Consider the following 16,898-nt stretch of genomic DNA (forward strand, 5'->3'; position numbering starts at 1 on the left):
CTTCACACCACGCAAGCATTCCCGCGGCCACCGAAGCTCTGACTTCCCCGACCCGTAGGCCGGTCACAGTGGCGGGACCGTCCCGGATTCGCACCGGGTTCCACGGCGACCGCTTCCCGCGCATCATCGCACACGTTCCACCGCCCGCGGGTGTTCGCCGCAACACAACTACCGTGACTCGACGTGACAATCACCGTGGTGGGCATCGGCGCGGACGGGTGGCGGGCGCTGCCTCCGGCCTCGCGTGCGGAGCTCGAGACGTGCGACGTACTGCTCGGCGGGCCCCGGCAGCTCGACCTGGTCCCGGACGGCCCGTACGAGAAACGCCCCTGGCCCAGTCCGCTGCTGCCCGCGCTGGACGACGTGCTGGCCGAGCTGACCGGCCGCCGGGTCGGCGTGCTGGCCAGCGGGGATCCGCTGCTGTCGGGCATCGGCGGGACGCTGGTGCGCAGGCTCGGCGCCGACGCGGTCCGGATCGTGCCCGCGGTGTCCTCGGTCACCCTGGCCCGTGCGCGACTGGGCTGGACCGCGGAGGAGACCGACGTCGTCAGCGCCGTCGGCCGCGACGCCCGCAAGGTGCTGCGCGTGCTCGCCCCGGGCAGGCGGGTGCTCGTGCTCAGCTCCGGGGCCGACACCCCCGGACGCGTCGCGGCACTGCTGGCCGACCACGGGTTCGGCGACAGCACCCTGACCGTCCTCGAGAATCTTGGTTCGCCCGAGGAACGCAGACTCGACGGCACCGCCCGCGACTGGCCGCACGACGCGGTCGCACCGCTCAACGTCGTCGCGATCACCTGCACCGGTCGGGCGTACTCGCTGTTGGCCGGCTTGCCCGACGAGGCGTTCGACCACGACGGCCAGCTCACCAAACGCGACCTGCGGGCGAGCGCACTCGCCCGGCTCGCCCCGACGCCCGGCGAGCTGCTGTGGGACGTCGGCGCGGGCGCGGGCAGCGTCGCGATCGAGTGGTGCCGCGCGCACCCGGTCAACCGGGCGATCGCCGTGGAGTCGCGGCCCGAACGCGCCGATCGCATCGCCCGCAACGGGGCGAACCTCGGAGTGCCCGACATCGAGGTCGTCACCGGCAGGGCTCCCGATGCGCTCACGGGCCTGGCCGTCCCCGACGCCGTGTTCGTCGGCGGCGGCGTCGCCGGCGCGGGCGTGCTGTCCGCCTGCTGGGACGCCCTGCGCCCCGGCGGCAGACTGGTGGCCCACGGCGTGACGCTCGAGGCCGAGCAGGCCCTCGCCGCGCAGTACGCCGACCGCGGCGGCGAACTGACCAGGATCTCCGTCGAACGCGCCGCACCGCTGGGCGGCCTGACCGGGTGGAGTCCCGCCCGTGCCGTAACGCAATGGAGTGTGAGAAAGCCGTGACCGTCCATTTCATCGGTGCCGGACCGGGCGCCGCCGACCTGATCACCGTCCGCGGGCAGCAACAGCTCGCGAGCTGCGGCGTCTGTCTCTACCCGGGCAGCCTCACGCCGACCGACCTGCTCGCACACTGCCCGGACGGCGCCGCACTGGTCGACACCGCCGACCTGACGCTCGACGACATCATCGGCAGGCTGATCGAGGCCCACGAAGCGGGCCACGACGTCGCCCGGCTGTGCTCCGGCGACCCCGCCGTCTACAGCGCCGTCGCCGAGCAGATGCGCCGCCTCGACGCGGCAGGAGTGCCCTACGACGTCACCCCCGGAGTGCCCGCGTTCTCCGCCGCCGCCGCGGTGCTGGGCCGCGAGCTGACCGTGCCGACCGTCGGCCAGAGCCTCGTCCTCACCCGGGCGCAGGCACGGTCGACGTCGATGCCCGAGGGCGAGGACCTGGCCACGCTGAGCGCGTCGGGGACGACGCTGGCCCTGCACCTGGCGATCAACCGCGTCGAGCAGGTGGTCGACGAACTGCTGCCGCACTACGGCGCGGACTGCCCCGCCGCCGTGGTGGCCAAGGCGACCCAGCCGGGCGAAACGGTGCTGCGCGGAACGCTCGGCGACATCGCAGGCCAGGTCCGCGAGGCCGGACTGAACCGCGCGGCGATGATCTTCGTCGGCAAGGTCCTCGCGGCCGAGAACTTCCCCGACAGCTTCCTCTACTCGGCGGGACGGGAACGACACGCGCCCGGTGACCCCTACTGCGAGAACGGGGGCGGGCCCCACTGACAGGGCTGCCGTCGGCCGCGATCGTGGAGGACATGACGGGCGACCTCCTGGGCAGTACGTGGCTCCTGCCGTTGCTGGCACTCGCCGTGCTGGCCGACGGCCCACTGCCGTTCCTGCCGAGTGAACCCGTGCTGCTGTCGTCGGTCGCGGCCGCTGGCGATGCGGGCCGGGTCGCCGCGCTCGCGGCCGCGGCCTTCGCGGGATCGCTCGCCGGCGACGCCCTGCTGTACACGCTCGGCCGGTCGTCGCACCGGTTCCTTCGTGGCAAGCGCGACGACACCCGGGTACGCAGGTGGTTGCACCGGAGGCCGGTACTCACGCTCGTGGCCGTGCGATTCCTGCCGGGCGGCCGCCTCGTCAGCGTCGCCGCGGCGGGCCGCGTACACATCCCCGTGGCGCGCTTCGTCCCGGCGACGCTCGTCAGCTCCGCCGTGTGGTGCGGGTACATGACGGGCATGGGACTGCTGATCACACCGGTCACCCACGGCGACCCGGTGCTGTCGCTGCTCGCCGGGATCGGCATGGCCACGGTCATCGGCGCCGCGGGCGAGACCGTCCGGCGGATCGTCTCTCGCCGCCGGGCCGCCGTACCGGCAACTGTTCCGCCAGCGCGTGCAGCGCTGCCCACTGCCGTGCGGTGAGTCCTCGAGGCAGCACCGTCGGCGGCACGCCGTTGTCCGCAAGCCACCGGCCCACCGCTGCGCGGTGGCCGAACCGGCGCGTCAGGATGTCCTCGATGCCGCGCCCCGGTCCCGTGAACACGTCGTGGACGAGGTCGGCGTAGTCGCGGCGCTGCGCCTGCGGGACGAACGGCCGCGGGCGGCGGGTGATCGTCAGCAGGCCGCCGTCGACGTCGGGACGAGGTGTGAACGCCGACGCCGGGACGCGGCGGTCCAGGCCGAACTCGAACCACGGCCACCACTGGGCGGTCATCATGGTGGCCCCGCCGACGCCCGCACGCCGCCGCGCCACCTCCCACTGGACGAGCAGCACGGCATCGGTCCAGTGGTCCGCGGCCAGCACCCGGCGCAGCATGCCGGTGGTGCGGTGGAACGGCAGGTTGCCGACGATCACGTGCGGCGTGCGGGGTAGGTCGAAGCCACCGAAGTCGGCGTGCACGACGCGGGTCCGCCGCACCCGCGGCCGGAGCGTGGCGACGAGCCGTCCGTCGAGTTCGACGGCGGTGATCGGCCTGTCGAGCGTTTCGAGCGGGAGCGTGACGGCGCCCTCTCCGGCGCCGATCTCGATGATCGGGCCATCGGTGCGGGCGACGTGGTCGACGATGCGGGCGATCGTGGCCCGGTCGGTGAGGAAGTTCTGGCCGAGTTCGTGTCGGCCGCTGTGACGAGACACGGGTGTTTCTCCGGGTGCCGTGGGATGACCCGGGCAGCACGAAGCGGGCCGCCCGGCAGGACATACCGAGGACGGCCGGCGCACGGAGGAGTCGAGCGATACGCCGAGGCCGCCGCTATGCGCGGCGCAACCTCACGAAGAACGCGACGAAGAAGGCACCTGAACCCATGGCGGCCAACCTAGCGCACCCCTACAGCCCGGTCGACCGAATTTCCCACTACACCACGTAACCGCCCTCGCGCCGGGAATGCTCACCGGATCCCCGCCTGCCACGCAGGGATGTTGCGAGAGTGTGGGGTCAGCCTGCGCGGCCGACGATCGTGCCCGCGCGGTCGATGGCGACGACGTCGACGTGCACGGGCGCCTCGCCCAGCACCTCGACGGCCTGCCGGCGGGCACGTTCCGCGACGAGATCGCCCAGCTCCAGGCCGGCCTCTCGCGCCAGTTCCAGCGCGTGCAGCGCCGTGTTCGCCCCGCCGATCACGGTCGCCAGCTCACCCCGGCCCGCCTCCTCGGCAATGCCAGCCAGCAATCCGAAGTCCACCTGTGACCGCTTCGAGTGCAGGTCCAGGTGACCCGCCCCGAGTTTCGACAGCTTCGCGAACCCGCCCGACAGCGTCAGCCGCGGCACCGGATTCCTACGCAGGTACTTCAGCACCGCACCCGCGAAGTCACCCATGTCGAGCAGCGCCTCGTCCGGCAGGTCGTACAGCTCCTTCGCCACCCGCTCGGACGTCGATCCCACCGCGCCTGCGACGTGCTCCAGTCCCAGCGCCCGGGCGACGTCGATCCCCCTGCGGATGCTGTCGATCCACGCCGAGCAGGAGTACGGCACCACCACGCCCGTGGTGCCGAGCACCGACAGGCCGCCGACGATGCCGAGCCGCGGGTTCCACGTGTGCCGAGCCATCTCCTCGCCGCCGTCGATACCGATCTCGACGACGACGTCGGGGGACGCGCCGTGCTCCGCGGCCACGCGCTCCACCGCCTCGGTCATCAGCCGCCGCGGCACGGGGTTGATCGCGGCCTCGCCGACGTCCAGCGGCAGGCCGGGCAACGTCACCGTCCCGACGCCCGCGCCCGCCCGGAAGGTGACCCCGCTGCCCTCGTCGCCCGGGCGCACTGTGGCGATCACCAGCGCACCGTGCGTGACGTCCGGATCGTCACCGGCGTCCTTGATCACACCGGCACTGGCCTCGCCGTCGCCGAGTCGTTCGGTGGCCAGCGCGAACGACGGGCGCCGGTCCTTCGGAAGCCGGACCTCGACCGGGTCGGGGAACCCGCCGGTCAGCAGCGCGGTGTAGGCGGCCGTCGTCGCCGCGGTCGCGCACGCGCCCGTCGTCCAGCCGTACCGGAGCTCGGTCACACAATCACTCCGTCACGCGCTCGCTTACGTCACACATTCGCCCGGCCGGGCGGGCGGCTCGGTCAGACTGTCCGGTCATGGGAAGTATCGCTCCACGGGTGCTGATCCTCGGCGGCACCTCCGAGGCTCGCGCGCTCGCCGCCGAACTCGTCGCCCGCGACATCCCGGTGACATCGTCCCTCGCGGGCCGTGTGGCCGAGCCACGCCTCCCGGAGGGTGACATCCGAGTGGGTGGTTTCGGCGGCCCCGGGGGGCTCGCGCGGTGGCTGGCCGACCACGATGTCCGGGCTGTGGTCGACGCGACGCATCCGTTCGCGCGGCGCATCTCCGAGTCCGCCGCCGTCGCGACCGCGGCTGCGGGCGTGCCCGTGCTGCGTCTCGAACGGCCCGGGTGGCAGGCGGGCGAGGCCGACGACTGGCACTGGGCCGACACGCTCGCCGACGCCGCACGGCTCCTGCCCCACCTCGGCACGAGAGCGCTGCTGACCACCGGCAGGCAGGGACTCGCCGAGTTCGCCGGACTCGACATGTGGCTGCTCGCCCGCTGTGTCGACCCGCCGGACGAGTCCGACGGACCGCTTCCCCCGCGGCTCGAGGTGATCCTGTCGCGCGGTCCGTACCAGCTCGCCGGCGAGTCCGAGCTGCTCCGGCGCCACCGCATCGACGTGCTCGTCACGAAGGACAGCGGCGGAGACATGACCGCGGCGAAGCTTCACGCGGCACGCGAGGCCCGGATTCCGGTGATCGTCGTACGCCGTCCACCGCGTCCGGATATGCCCCGTTCGGCCGATGTGAAATCCGCCGTGTGCTGGGTTGTCGACCACACGAAGCGATAGCCCCGCGGACGTGGTGTCTTCGGGCTGCCGCTAGCGTGACGTCCGATGCCGCCAGCGAACTCGACTTCGACGGACAATTCCGGCACACAGCCGGATTCCGGCGCGTCCGCCGGATCGCCGGGCCTTCGCGCGAACACGCAGAAGAAATGGCTCGCGACGATCCTGGGGCTCGTCGCCGCCCTATGCGCCGTGGCGTACCCGTTCCTGCCAGTGGTCCAGGACACCGCGCAGATCAGCTGGCCCGCGGGCGGCAACACCGAACAGGTGAACGCGCCGCTCGCCGGGTACTGGGCCCAGGAACTGACCGCCGAGGTCCCCTGCGCCACGGCACGGTCGCTCGACGCCCGCACCTCGGGCGAGACGAATCTGCTGTCGACCGTTCCGCCGGAGCGACTCGAAGACGGCGCCGGCATGCAGCTGCGTGTGAACGACCACACGCTCATCGCGTTCAGCCGCGGCGAACAGGTCGCCCGCCAGCCGCTCCCCGCGGGTGACTGCACCATCTCGGTCTCCTCGACCGCCGAGCACACGAGCCTGTCGGTCAACGGCACGCCGGTGTATTCAGAGGACGGCGATGTGCGGCCGCGCGTCGTCGGCATCTACTCGACGATCGAAGCCGGACAGGACCCGACCGACGGGCTCGGAGTGTCGATCACACCGGACACTCGCTACCAGTCCGAACCGACGGCGCTGAAACTCGCCGTGGGCGCGGTCGCGGTCGTCGCGTTGCTGGCGTGCCTGTTCGTGGTCAACCGGCTCGACCGCGGATTCGCCCGCCGTGCACCACGGTGGGCCCCGGTCGGCTGGTGGCGGTTGACGGGCCGCGACGCCGTCGTCATCGGCATGCTCACCATATGGGTGTTCATCGGCCCGGTGACGGCCGACGACGGCTACATCCTGTCGATGGCCCGCGTCGCCGAGGACGCCGGTTACCTCACGAACTATCACCGATGGTTCGGCGTCGCGGAGGCGCCGTTCGGCTGGTTCTACCACGTCTACGAGCTGATGGCGCACGTCAGCACGGTCGCACCGTGGATCAGAGTGCCTTCCTTCCTGCTCGGCGTGCTCAGCTGGCTACTCATCAGCCGCGAGGTGATGCCGCGCCTCGGCAAGGAGGTCCGGTCCAGCCGCGCCGCCGGGTGGGCCGCGGCGATGGTCTTCCTCGTCTGGTGGATGACCTACAACACCGGCACCCGCCCCGAGCCGGTCGCCGCGCTCGGTTCGCTGCTCGCGATCTGCGCCGTCGAGCGTGCGCTCGTCACGCGGCGGCTGCTGCCCGTCTGCCTCGGCCTGCTCGCCGCGGCATTCACCCTGGCAGCGACGCCGACGGGGCTCATCGCGGTCGCCCCGTTCCTGGTGGCGGCGAAACCGTTGTTCCAGCTGCTCCGCCAGCGCGCCCGCGACAACGGGTGGCGTCCGGTGCTCACGCCGATCGCGGGCGCGGGCCTGCTGGTGCTGGTCGTCGTGTTCGCCGACCAGACATTCGCGACGGTGCTGGAGGGCACGCGACTGCGCACCGCGGTCGGACCGAACCTGTCGTGGTTCCAGGAGCTGAACCGCTACGATCTGCTGTTCACCGATTCCGCGGACGGTTCGGCGACCCGCCGGTTCCCCGTGCTGTTGCTGCTGCTGTGCACCGCGGCGTGTCTGGCGGTGCTGCTGCGGCGCAGCCGGATCAAGGGTGCCGCGCTCGGGCCGAGTCGCCGCCTGATCGGCACGACGGCGGTGTTCTTCCTGCTCATGGCGCTGACGCCGACCAAGTTCACGCACCACTTCGGCGCGTTCGCCGCCGTGGGTGCGGCGATGGCCGCCCTGACGGCGCTGGCGGTGAGCGCGTCGGTGCTGCGGTCACGGCGCAACCAGGCCCTGTTCGTCGCGGGCCTGCTGGGCGTCTCCGCGCTGGCACTGACCGGCCCGAACGCCTACTGGTTCATCTCACGCCTCGGCGTGCCGTGGTGGAACATGCCGCCCCAGATGTTCGGCATCAAGCTCGCCACGGTGCTGCTGGCGGGCGCGGGGCTGTTCGCCCTGTACGCGTTCGTGGAGAACATCCGCGCGGGACGGCCACAGGCGCCGCAACCGTCACAACGTCGGATGCTGTTCCGCGGCTCGCTCGCGTTCGTCGTGGTCAGCGGACTGTTCGTGGCCGCCGAGGTCGGTTCCATGGCCAAGGCGCTCCACGAACAGCGCGACACCTATTCGTTCGGCAAGGCCAACATCGAACACGCACTCGGCTCCAGCTGCGGCCTCGGCGACTATGTGATGGTCGAACGCGACCCCGTGTCGAGCATGCTCACGCGGTTGCCACCGGGACAGCAGCGCACCGCCCCGCAGCAGGAGGAGCAGCCGGAGCAGAACCGGCCCGGCAACGAGCTGCCCGAACCGGAGCAGGCGACCGGCCCCGTGCAGGCGGGCTTCCACATGCAACCGATCAGCGACGGCGACGCACTGGCCGAACCGCCACACGGGTTCACGCCCGAGACGGTGCCCATGTGGAGCAGCTACAACGAGCAGGCCAACCCGACCGGCCAACTGCGCACCGCGTGGTTCGGGCTCGGCGACCGCGCCGAGGGCGACCAGGTGGCGCTGTCGGCGTACGCGCCGAGCGGCAAGGCGACGCAGATCGAGTTGGAGTTCGGCCGGTCCACACCGCAGGGCTTCGAGGTCGTCGGCACCGAGGCGGTACTCGGCTCCGGCGACGGCGAGGGCAAGTGGAAGGACCTGCGGCTGAAGCTCGACAAGGCGCCGGACACGGCCACGGCTGTGCGCGTCGCGGCCAACGACGACGACCTCACCGAGGACGGCTGGGTCGCCGTGACCGGCCCCCGCGTGCCCGAGTTCACCACGCTGACCGAACGCATCGGCGACGAACCGGTGTACATCGACTGGCCCGCCTCGTTCGTCTACCCGTGCCTGAACCCGATGAAGATCCGCAACGGCATCTACGAGATGCCCGAGTACCGGATCGTCGCCGAGCCCCTGGCCCACGAGTCGAACATCGCCAGCAGCCAGGGCGGCGGACCGATCGGCAATCTCGACGAGGTCGCCGACGACCCCGAGGTGCCGAGCTACGTGAAGGGCAAGCCCAGCCAGGCGTGGGGCTCGCTGTACGAGGTCAGGCCGTACATCCAGGGCACGGAACCGGCCGTGGAGACAGGCGAGCGGACCATGTGGGGCTGGGAGTCCCCCGGTCTCGGACCGCAACAGCCGGACGGCAACTCCAAGAGCCGCTGACCCGGCCGTGACGGACGGAGCCGGTACCCGTGCCGGCCCCGGCCGTCAGTCGTGCCAGGTCAGCAGTTCGGACACCGAGCGTCTGCCCGTCGGCACCGCGGACGTACCCGGCGCAGCACCTGCCGCCGGTGCCGGGTCGCCGCCCTGTGCGCGGCCCACGGACAGGGCGTGTTCGGCGTGCCACGGCCCGTCGAGGCCCAGCAGCAGATCCGCGGCGCGAACATTGTCTTGGGGGTAGAACGTGGCGAGGCACGAGTCGTACCCCAGCGCCGACGCGGCGAGGACGAGCGACTGGGCGACCCTGCCCAGATCGAAGGGCGTGTCACGGAACCCGTCGGCGCGTGTCAGCAGCACCAGCACCAGCGGTGCACCCGTGAGGTGCCCGGCGTAGGCACCACAGCCTGCAAGGCCGCTGCGCACGGTGGCGTCGGTGACCGCGACGAACCGCCACGGTTGCCGGTTCCGTGCCGAGCCGGTGCGGCGCGCGAGGTCGATCATGCGCTCGACGTCCTCGCGCGGCACCGGGTCGGCCGTGAAACGGCGCCGCGACGGCCTGCCGACGAGTTCGCGCAGGCCGTCCACGGGGTCTCCGCCACCGGACATCGGTCGCTCCCGGGCGTCAGTCGTAGCTGCGCGGCGTCCAGACGATCGAGGTTCCGTCCGACTGGGTGCGCACCCGCGTCCGCGACGACCCGACGATGAGCACGCACCGCATGTCGACCTCCGCCGGGTCGAAGCCGCCCAGCGTCTCCACCCTGACGGACTCCTCGGCACCCCCGATGTCGCGGGCGATCACGACCGGCGTCTCCGGGTTGCGGTGCCGCAGCAGCACCTCGCGCGCCGTCACGAGCTGCGTCGTACGGCTGCGCGAAGCGGGGTTGTACAACGCCACGACGAGATCCGCCTGCCCCGCGGCATCGAGCCTGCGCTCGATGATGTCCCACGGTTTGAGGCGGTCCGACAGCGACACCATCGCGAAGTCGTGCCCGAGCGGGGCGCCCACCCGGGAGGCGGCGGCGTGCGCCGCGGTCACGCCGGGCACGACCCGCACCGAGACGTCGGCGAACTCGTCGGCCTCGGCCTGTTCCAGAACGGCCGAGGCCATGGCGAACACGCCGGGGTCTCCCGACGACACGACGGCCACCCGCGCACCGCCTGAGGCCAGCTGCAGGGCCTCCCGGGCCCGATCGGCCTCCACGCGGTTGCCCGACGCGTGACGCTGCTGCCCCGCCCGCTGCGGCACCTTCGCCACGTAAGGTCCGTAACCCACGAGGTGTTCGGCCTCCCGGAGGGCCTCGTCGGCCTCGGGGGTCAGCCACTCCGGACCCGCCGGGCCGAGCCCCACGACCACGACGGCACCCCCGGCCTGGTCGTTCTTCGGTGCGGGCGCCTCGTCGGCGCCGGCCTTGCGCGAGGCGTAGGCGGGGCTCGGCACCACGGCGAGCGAGAAGTACGGCACCGTCTCGGGGTCGACGTCGGTCAACGGTTCGACCCGCTGGACCTGCCAACTCGCGCGTTCGACGTAGTACGCCTCGTCGAGCCGGCCCGCCTCGCTCAGTGCCTCGTGCACGGCGCCGAACGTGCGCCCGAGCTTCAGCACAGCGGCGGCCTCGGTGTCGGCCAGCCTGCGGGCGAGCTCCGGTGCGGGCAGCGTGCCGGGCAGCAGGGTGAGCACCTCGTCGCGCTGCACCAACGGTCGGCCGAGCTCGGCCGAGGCGCCGCTCACGGACGTCACACCGGGTACGACGTGGGCCTCGTAGCGGTCGGCGAGGCGCTCGTGCATGTACATGTACGAGCCGTAGAAGAACGGGTCCCCCTCGCACAGCAGGACGACGTCGCGGCCCTCGTCGAGGTGTTCGGCCAGCCGCTTCGCCGCGAGCTCGTAGAACTCGGCGATCGCTCCCTCGTAGCCGCCGGGGTGGTTCGTCGTCTCCGTCGTGACCGGGTACATGAGCCGCTCTTCGAGCTGCCCGTCACGCAGGTAGGGTTCCGCGACCGACCGTGCGATGCTCCGCCCGTGGCGCGCGCAGTGGTACGCGATGACGTCCGCCTCGGAGATCAGCCGCGCGGCCTTGACCGTCACCAGTTCCGGGTCTCCGGGCCCGAGCCCCACCCCGTACAGCACGCCGGTTCCGGAGCTCACAGGATCTCCTCCTTCGTGGCCAGCGCGTTGACGGCGGCGACGGCCATCGCGCTGCCTCCGCGGCGCCCGCGCACGGCCAGGTACGGCGCCGGGCCGCGCGTGATGAGCAGGTCCTTCGACTCGACGGCACCGACGAACCCGACGGGGACGCCGATGATCGCCGCGGGCTTGCCGACGCCCTCGTTGATCAGCTCCAGCAGCCGGAACAGCGCCGTGGGGGCGTTGCCGATCGCGACGACCGAGCCCGGCAGCCGGTCCCGCCACAGTTCGAGCGCAGCCGCCGAGCGCGTGTTGTTCAGCTGCTCGGCCAGCCGCGGGACCCGGTCGTCGGACAACGTGCAGATGACCTCGTTGTCTGCGGGCAACCGCTTACGGGTGATACCGCTGGCGATCATGTTCGCGTCGCACAGGATCGGCGCGCCCGCCTCGAGCGCCCTGCGGCCCGCCTCCACGAAGTCCAGGCTGTAGGCGAGGTCGTCGACGAGATCCGTCATGCCACACGTGTGGATCATCCGTACCGCCACACCTGCGACGTCGTCCGGCAACACGGCGAGATCGGCCTCCTCCCGGATCGTCGCGAACGAGTGGCGGTAGATCTCCGCTCCGTCGCGGATGTAGTCGATCACTGCTGTCCTTCCCGTGTCGTGCGGTCGAGTGGTCGCGCGCCTGCCGACGAGGTCGTCATCGGCGCTGCGCGGACAGGGCCTCGGCGACCCGGTCGAGCCCGACGAACGTACCCCCGACGTGATAGCCGCCCTCCGCGGCGACCACGTCGATGTGAGATCCGCCCGGTCTGCCGCACCGCCGTGAACACCCAGCGAAGTGGGCGCCGACCCCCGCGGGCGCGAGTGCAGCCGCGTCGGCACGCACGTCGGCGTGGGATTTCGCGCACCGCGGGGCGCCGATACAGGCGCTCACCCCGAGTAACGGGTCAGCGGGATCGACGACCAGGTCCGGCAGCTCGGCGAGCTCGTCGGCCGACGTGTCGTGGACGACGACGGTGCGCCACGGGGTGACCGTGACCGCTCTGTCGGCAGCGTGCCCTGCGAGGGCACGCCCGCCCAGCTCGTACAGGGTGGCCGCGGACAGTTCCCCGAACCGCGGTGCGGCGACGACCGCCCGGGCGCCCGGGACGGGCCCGACCGGTGCCGGTGGTGCGAACCGCTGTGGCACGGGCTCGACGTCGGCGCTCGCATGCGGGCGCAGGGCCTCGACCACCGGTGCCGGGTCGATCTCTCGGAGTCGCCACGCCGATGCGCGTACCTCGTCGAACGCGCGCGCACCCGCGACCATCGCCTCGGCCGCACCGGATGCGGGCACCCGCAGTCCGGTGTCGGTACCGGCCACGAGCACGGCACCGGTGTCGGCGGTGGTCGCGCGCCAGCACAGGTCGGCGTCGGCCGCGACGTCGCCGCTGCCGTCGTCCAGGGCGAACAGGAACCTGCCGGGCAGTCCGGTCAGCCCGGGTGTGGCGCACACCACCTCGTCGAGTTCACTCACGAGCGGTCGGATGTCGGCGACCCTCGCGGACGTGCCCGGTTCGACGACCGCGGTCGCGCCCTCCTCGTCGGCCTCCTCGCGCGGCGGGACACCAGACAGCGGCGAGCCCAGGATGTTGCGGATGCGCTCGTGCCCTGGCGACGGCAACAGACCCGCGTCGGCCAACCGTCCGACGAGTGCGTCGACGTCCCGGATCGCACGCAATTGCAGGTTGCCGCGGGAGGTCAGGTGCACCCTGCCGTCGCCGAGCTGCCTAGCGCACGCGGCAAGCGCCTGCGCTTGCGCGGGTGACAGTCCACCGCCGGGCAGCCGGACACGCGCGAGCGGACCGTCGGCGGCGTCGTGTGTCGCCAGCACGCCGGGACACGCGTCAGCGCGGAGCCGGACGGTGCCGGGTTCCTCGCCGGCGGGTCGGGTCGTGGCCATGCGCCCACTCTAGGCATCGGCCCGACAGTCCCGAAGGTTCCCGATGGGCGCGACCGAGCCCCGGCTTCACCCGTGCGCGTCCGAAGCGGCTGTTCACCGAGGTCGGCGCGGGGAACGGCGCGCTGCCAACGAAAGCCGCCGGCACCGAGCGAGTGGCACGAAGGGTCCCCTCGTGCCGGCGCCCGCAGGTCAACGCGCTGCGGAGCAATTCGTCACCTTGACTCGCCACGCCCGCCCCCGGAGAGTTGGCGGCCGAGGAGGAACCACCTGTGATCTTGCTGCTGTCCACGTCGGACACCGACCTGTTGAGTGCGCGCTCGAGCGGCGCCGACTACCGCCTTGCCAACCCCGCCCGCCTCGACCTCGAGGAACTGCCCGGGCTGCTCGACGGCGCACCGATCGTCGTCGTGCGAATCCTCGGCACCGAGCGCACGTGGGCCGAGGGACTCCGCGTCGTACGCGAGAGCGGTGCGCACGTGGTGGTGCTGGGCGGCGAACAGGCGCCGGACGCCGAGCTGATGGCGTTGTCGACCGTCCCCGTCGGCACCGCGACCCAGGCACACACGTACCTCGCCCACGGCGGACCGGAGAATCTGGCGCAACTGCACCGTTTCCTGTCCGACACCCTGCTGCTCACCGGTGACGGGTTCGAACCGCCCGCCGAGCAGCCGTCGTGGGGTGTGCTGCCGCGGAACTCGGACGGCCCGGCCGACGGTCCCGTCGTCGCGATCCTGTACTACCGCGCGCACCACCTGTCCGGAAACACCGCGTTCGTCCACACGCTCGCCGACCAGGTCGAGGCGGCGGGCGGGCGTCCGCTGCCCATCTACTGTGCCTCGCTGCGTTCGCGCGAACCGGAGATGATGGCCGAGCTCGAGAAGGCCGATGCACTGCTGGTGACCGTGCTGGCCGCGGGCGGTACCCGGCCGTCCGAGGCGGGCGCCGGAGGCGACGACGAGTCGTGGGACGTCGCCGAGCTCGCCGCACTCGACATCCCGACGTTGCAGGCGATGTGCCTGACCAGTGACCGCGACACCTGGCTCGACAACGACGAGGGCCTGTCGCCGATGGACGCGGGCAACCAGATGGCCGTGCCCGAGTTCGACGGCAGGCTCATCACGGTGCCGTTCTCGTTCAAGGAACTCGACGAGGACGGGCTGCCCCACTACGTTCCCGACGCCGAACGCGCCTCCCGTGTCGCGCACATCGCGCTGGCACACGCACGCCTGCGCCACACCCCTGCCTCCGACCGCAGGGTCGCGCTGATGCTGTCGGCCTACCCGACGAAACACTCGCGGGTGGGTAACGCAGTCGGGCTGGACACTCCCGCCTCGGCCGTCGAACTGCTCCGCCGGATGCGGTCGCAGGGCTACGACCTGGGAGCGGACGCGTTCCCCGGGGTCGACCCGACCGGCACGGATCAGCCCGACGGCGACGCACTGATCCACGCGTTGATCGAGGCGGGCGGGCAGGATCCGGAGTGGCTGACCGAGGAGCAGCTCGCGGGCAACCCCATCCGGGTGCCCGCCGCACGCTACCGCCAGTGGTTCGCGCAACTGCCGGAACAGCTGCGCGCGGACATGGTCGAGCACTGGGGCCCGCCGCCCGGCGAGCTCTACGTCGACGGCGGTGAGGACGGCGACATCGTCCTGGCGTCGCTGCAGGCGGGCAACGTCGTCCTCATGATCCAGCCACCGCGCGGATTCGGCGAGAATCCGGTCGCGATCTACCACAACCCGGATCTTCCGCCGAGCCACCACTATCTGGCCACGTACCGCTGGCTCGAGGAGGAGTTCGGCGCCCACGCGGTCGTGCACCTCGGCAAGCACGGTTCACTGGAGTGGTTGCCCGGCAAGACGGCGGGCCTGTCGTCGGCCTGTGCACCCGACGCCGTGCTGGGCAACCTGCCGATGATCTACCCGTTTCTCATCAACGACCCGGGAGAGGGCGCGCAGGCCAAGCGCAGGGCGCACGCCACGATCGTCGACCACCTGGTGCCGCCGATGGCACGCGCCGAGAGTTACGGCGACATCGCCAAGTTGGAGCAGCTGCTCGACGAGCACGCCAACATCTCGGCGATGGACCCGGCCAAGCTGCCGGCGATCCGTCAGCAGATCTGGACGCTGATGCAGGCGGCCAAGCTCGACCACGACCTCGGACTCGAGGAACGGCCGCACGACGCGGAGTTCGACGACATGCTGCTGCACGTCGACGGCTGGCTGTGCGAGGTCAAGGACGCGCAGATCCGCGACGGGCTGCACATCCTCGGCGAGGCGCCGACCGGCGAAGCCCGGGTCAACCTCGTCCTGGCGATGCTCCGTGCCAATCAGATGTGGGGCGGCGCCCAGGCGGCGGTGCCGGGTCTGCGCACCGCGCTCGGGCTCACCGAGGACGCACCGAAGTCCGATGTGGACCGCATCGAGGCGACCGCCCACGAGCTCGTCGGGACGATGGAGCAGCGCGGCTGGTCGCCCGACGTCGTCGACGAGGTCTGCGCCGGCGTCGACGAGAATGCCCGGGCCGGCGTGACCTCCGTACTGCGGTTCGCCGCAGAGGAGGTCGTGCCACGACTCGCAGGCACGAGCGGCGAGCTCGACGCGGTCCTGCACGCGCTCGACGGCGGCTACATCCCGGCGGGTCCGAGCGGGTCGCCGTTGCGCGGTCTGGTCAACGTGCTGCCGACCGGCCGCAACTTCTACACGGTCGATCCGAAGGCGATCCCGAGCAGGCTGGCGTGGGAGACGGGCCAGTCGCTCGCCGATTCGCTGATCGGCCGCTACCGCGCCGACAACGACGACGAGTACCCGCGTTCGGTGGGACTGTCGGTGTGGGGCACTTCGGCGATGCGTACCTCCGGCGACGACGCCGCCGAAGTGCTGGCGCTGCTGGGTGTCCGTCCCGTGTGGGACGAGGCGTCACGGCGGGTCACGGGGATCGAACCGATCCCGCTCGACGAACTCGGCAGGCCGCGCATCGACGTCACGGTGCGCATCAGCGGATTCTTCCGCGACGCGTTCCCGCACGTGGTGAACCTGCTCGACGACGCCGTCCGGCTCGTGGCGACACTGGACGAACCGGAGTCGCAGAACTTCGTCCGCGCCCACGTGCGTGCCGACGTGGCCGACCACGGCGACGAACGCCGGGCCACGACCCGGATCTTCGGCTCGAAGCCGGGATCGTACGGCGCGGGCCTGCTACCGCTGATCGATTCCGGCAATTGGCGCGACGACTCCGACCTGGCGGAGGTCTACGCCGTGTGGGGCGGCTACGCCTACGGCCGCGGCCTCGACGGTGCCGAGGCGCGCGCGGACATGGAGAGCTCGTACCGGCGGATCGCGGTGGCGGCGAAGAACACCGACACCCGCGAGCACGACATCGCCGACTCCGACGACTACTTCCAGTACCACGGCGGCATGATCGCTGCCGTGCGCGCGCTGACCGGAAGCGCGCCGCGGTCGTACATCGGCGACAGCACCAGTCCGGATGCGGTCCGTACCCGGTCGCTGTCGGAGGAGACGACACGGGTGTTCCGGGCACGCGTCGTCAACCCGCGGTGGTTGGCTGCGATGCGCCGCCACGGCTACAAGGGCGCGTTCGAGCAGGCGGCGACGGTGGACTACCTGTTCGGCTACGACGCCACGGCAGGCGTGGTCGAGGACTGGATGTACGAGAAGCTCACCGAGTCGTACGTGCTCGACAAGGAGAACCAGGACTTCCTGTCGCAGGCCAACCCCTGGGCGCTGCGGGGCATCATCGAACGGCTGAACGAGGCGGCCGACCGTGGCCTGTGGGCCGAACCGGACCCCGAGCTCATGTCGGCGATGCAAGAGGTCTACCTGCGCATCGAGGGTGACCTCGAGGACAGGTGACGCCGTCGCCGGTGG

The 16,898-nt window shown here is 71.8% G+C and carries 12 protein-coding genes and 1 riboswitch; of the genes, 6 read left to right on the forward strand and 6 right to left on the reverse strand.

Translation table 11 applies throughout. From position 1 onward, the window contains the following. Nucleotides 1-23: 23 nt before the first annotated feature. A riboswitch (adenosylcobalamin (AdoCbl) riboswitch) is annotated at nucleotides 24-113 on the reverse strand. A gap of 70 nt (nucleotides 114-183) precedes the next feature. The 3 genes from cbiE to FHS23_RS15860 are packed head-to-tail and all read left to right on the forward strand — an operon-like array spanning nucleotide 184 to nucleotide 2,797. Then, nucleotides 184-1,374: a precorrin-6y C5,15-methyltransferase (decarboxylating) subunit CbiE gene (gene cbiE / locus FHS23_RS15850; RefSeq protein ID WP_343053985.1), complete on the forward strand. Its 1,191-nt coding sequence runs from the start codon at nucleotides 184-186 to the stop codon at nucleotides 1,372-1,374. Continuing rightward, nucleotides 1,371-2,156: a precorrin-4 C(11)-methyltransferase gene (gene cobM, locus FHS23_RS15855; RefSeq protein ID WP_183655643.1), complete on the forward strand. Its 786-nt coding sequence runs from the start codon at nucleotides 1,371-1,373 to the stop codon at nucleotides 2,154-2,156. Before cbiE ends, cobM begins: the two co-directional genes overlap by 4 nt. Nucleotides 2,157-2,188: 32 nt before the next feature. After that, nucleotides 2,189-2,797 (forward strand): DedA family protein, encoded by a 609-nt coding sequence (locus FHS23_RS15860; protein WP_183655645.1) that lies wholly within the window; start codon nucleotides 2,189-2,191, stop codon nucleotides 2,795-2,797. On the opposite strand, the gene erm is transcribed toward FHS23_RS15860, so the two are convergent. Beyond that, nucleotides 2,688-3,509: a 23S ribosomal RNA methyltransferase Erm gene (gene erm, locus FHS23_RS15865; protein WP_183655647.1), complete on the reverse strand. Its 822-nt coding sequence runs from the start codon at nucleotides 3,507-3,509 to the stop codon at nucleotides 2,688-2,690. The genes FHS23_RS15860 and erm overlap by 110 nt on opposite strands. A gap of 298 nt (nucleotides 3,510-3,807) precedes the next feature. Further along, entirely contained in the window at nucleotides 3,808-4,875 is a 1,068-nt protein-coding gene (locus tag FHS23_RS15870; RefSeq protein WP_183655649.1) for a cobalt-precorrin-5B (C(1))-methyltransferase, read from the reverse strand. 77 nt (nucleotides 4,876-4,952) lie between these two features. Here FHS23_RS15870 and FHS23_RS15875 point away from each other — a divergent pair, with 77 nt between their 5' ends. Next, nucleotides 4,953-5,711, forward strand: a complete 759-nt coding sequence (locus tag FHS23_RS15875; RefSeq protein ID WP_183655651.1) for a cobalt-precorrin-6A reductase — start codon at nucleotides 4,953-4,955, stop codon at nucleotides 5,709-5,711. Between the two features lie 45 nt (nucleotides 5,712-5,756). Further along, nucleotides 5,757-8,945 carry an arabinosyltransferase domain-containing protein gene (locus FHS23_RS15880; RefSeq protein ID WP_183655653.1) on the forward strand — a complete coding sequence of 1,063 codons (3,189 nt, stop codon included), beginning with the start codon at nucleotides 5,757-5,759 and terminating at the stop codon, nucleotides 8,943-8,945. A 45-nt stretch (nucleotides 8,946-8,990) separates the two neighbouring features. Here FHS23_RS15880 and FHS23_RS15885 read toward each other — a convergent pair whose 3' ends face one another. From FHS23_RS15885 to FHS23_RS15900, 4 genes are read right to left on the reverse strand one after another with little or no spacing between them, the layout of a single operon-like run. After that, complete coding sequence (locus FHS23_RS15885) at nucleotides 8,991-9,548, reverse strand: nitroreductase family protein (protein ID WP_183655655.1); 558 nt, start codon at nucleotides 9,546-9,548, stop codon at nucleotides 8,991-8,993. 16 nt (nucleotides 9,549-9,564) lie between these two features. Continuing rightward, the gene (locus FHS23_RS15890) at nucleotides 9,565-11,088 is read right to left on the reverse strand and encodes a precorrin-2 C(20)-methyltransferase (RefSeq protein ID WP_183655659.1); all 1,524 of its coding nucleotides are present in this window, start codon (nucleotides 11,086-11,088) and stop codon (nucleotides 9,565-9,567) included. Beyond that, complete coding sequence (locus FHS23_RS15895) at nucleotides 11,085-11,714, reverse strand: precorrin-8X methylmutase (protein ID WP_183655662.1); 630 nt, start codon at nucleotides 11,712-11,714, stop codon at nucleotides 11,085-11,087. Before FHS23_RS15895 ends, FHS23_RS15890 begins: the two co-directional genes overlap by 4 nt. A 55-nt stretch (nucleotides 11,715-11,769) precedes the next feature. Next, nucleotides 11,770-13,014, reverse strand: coding sequence for a precorrin-3B synthase (locus FHS23_RS15900; protein ID WP_183655665.1), 1,245 nt, complete (start codon nucleotides 13,012-13,014; stop codon nucleotides 11,770-11,772). A 269-nt stretch (nucleotides 13,015-13,283) separates the two neighbouring features. Between FHS23_RS15900 and cobN the strand changes: the two genes are divergently transcribed. Next, the gene (gene cobN, locus FHS23_RS15905; RefSeq protein WP_183655668.1) at nucleotides 13,284-16,883 is read left to right on the forward strand and encodes a cobaltochelatase subunit CobN; all 3,600 of its coding nucleotides are present in this window, start codon (nucleotides 13,284-13,286) and stop codon (nucleotides 16,881-16,883) included. The last annotated feature ends 15 nt before the right edge of the window (nucleotides 16,884-16,898 follow it).

The sequence above is a fragment of the Prauserella isguenensis genome, from assembly GCF_014191605.1.
GTDB lineage: Bacteria > Actinomycetota > Actinomycetes > Mycobacteriales > Pseudonocardiaceae > Prauserella > Prauserella isguenensis.

Bases quoted from the DNA above. Each gene is read 5' to 3' on its own strand.
- FHS23_RS15860 (WP_183655645.1), top strand. From the start codon at position 2,189: ATGACGGGCGACCTCCTGGGCAGTACGTGGCTCCTGCCGTTGCTGGCA.
- FHS23_RS15875 (WP_183655651.1), top strand. From the start codon at position 4,953: ATGGGAAGTATCGCTCCACGGGTGCTGATCCTCGGCGGCACCTCCGAG.
- FHS23_RS15880 (WP_183655653.1), top strand. From the start codon at position 5,757: ATGCCGCCAGCGAACTCGACTTCGACGGACAATTCCGGCACACAGCCG.
- FHS23_RS15885 (WP_183655655.1), bottom strand. From the start codon at position 9,548: ATGTCCGGTGGCGGAGACCCCGTGGACGGCCTGCGCGAACTCGTCGGC.
- FHS23_RS15900 (WP_183655665.1), bottom strand. From the start codon at position 13,014: ATGGCCACGACCCGACCCGCCGGCGAGGAACCCGGCACCGTCCGGCTC.